This window comes from Pelagicoccus enzymogenes, assembly GCF_014803405.1.
Lineage (GTDB): Bacteria > Verrucomicrobiota > Verrucomicrobiia > Opitutales > Opitutaceae > Pelagicoccus > Pelagicoccus enzymogenes.
The window spans coordinates 1-1,130 of record NZ_JACYFG010000029.1; the positions used below are offsets into that span (position 1 = coordinate 1).

Consider the following 1,130-nt stretch of genomic DNA (forward strand, 5'->3'; position numbering starts at 1 on the left):
TTCTTAGTTTACTTTCGCTAATGATCATAACCTACAGGTTCCATGCGCAGTGGACTTTAACCACATCAGTCGACGCCCATGCCGGGCGTACCCAGTCAGCCCATACAACTCCAGCCAGCGCTCCGCGCTGACTTCCGCGTATGGCTTTCACGATATGCAGAACGAATGAATGACCTCATACCATACCTTTTCCGCACCAAGTGTTATGGAGGCATTCCATTCGGCGTGACCGCTCGATCCAAAGAAAAGGCACTGGAGATCATCCAGAAGGAAGGTTACGAAATCGACGTGGAAGCGGATATTGAAGAAGTCATCGAGAACGTGTCTTTCCACGACATTAAAGAAAGATACATAAAGGAAAGGATGGGACCTATCGTCTGCGAAGGAATGTGGTATCCAGTTACAAAATTATGAAACTCTCGAAGGAAATCAAAAGAGCATATCAAGTCGCTCGTCACAACTCCGAGGGCTGCACCCTCTCCGCGTGACAGCTCAGCGTTGGGCAAAAATAGGAAACCTTGACATGGTGGCATATCTTGCCACCATTTTACCGTGAATCGCAAACAACGACTTACCCTAGAAAAAGTAAGGGAGCGTCCAGAACGATCAGACTTACCTTGGAAGGACATCGAGAACATGCTCTCAGCCTTGGGAGCAGAGATTTCCGAGGGAAGTGGATCTCGAGTTCGTGTCTACCTAAACGGCGTGAGAGCTGTGTTCCACCGCCCTCACCCGCAGAAGGAAACGGACAAGGGAGCAGTAAAGTCAGTCAGACGGTTTCTGGAAGCTGCAGGAGAGTAAAGATCATGGAATACAAAGGATATGTAGGAACAGTTCAATTCGACGAGGAAGCCGAGATCTTCCATGGAGAAGTCATAAACATGAGGGATGTAGTCACCTTTCAGGCCGACACTGTCGAGGGCCTGAAGAAGGAGTTCCAAGCTTCGATAGACGACTACCTCGACTTTTGCTCCGAACGTGGCGAAGAGCCAGACAAGCCGTTTTCCGGAAAGCTCACCCTAAGACTAGATCCTGACCTTCATAGGAGCATCTACATTCGATCAAAGAAGGAGAACAAGAGCTTGAACAACTGGATCATCGAAGCACTTGGAAGAGAAACGAGAGCCCAA

The 1,130-nt window shown here is 48.8% G+C and carries 3 protein-coding genes; all 3 read left to right on the forward strand.

Annotation, left to right across the window (positions count from 1 at the left end):
* Positions 1 to 165 precede the first annotated feature (165 nt).
* Complete coding sequence (locus tag IEN85_RS10845) at positions 166 to 414, forward strand: hypothetical protein (RefSeq protein ID WP_191617109.1); 249 nt, start codon at positions 166 to 168, stop codon at positions 412 to 414.
* Positions 415 to 552: 138 nt separating this feature from the next.
* Positions 553 to 801, forward strand: a complete 249-nt coding sequence (locus IEN85_RS10850) for a type II toxin-antitoxin system HicA family toxin (RefSeq protein ID WP_191616995.1) — start codon at positions 553 to 555, stop codon at positions 799 to 801.
* A gap of 5 nt (positions 802 to 806) precedes the next feature.
* Positions 807 to 1,130, forward strand: a 324-nt coding sequence (locus tag IEN85_RS10855; RefSeq protein ID WP_191616994.1) for a type II toxin-antitoxin system HicB family antitoxin, incomplete at its 3' end; no start/stop codon positions are given.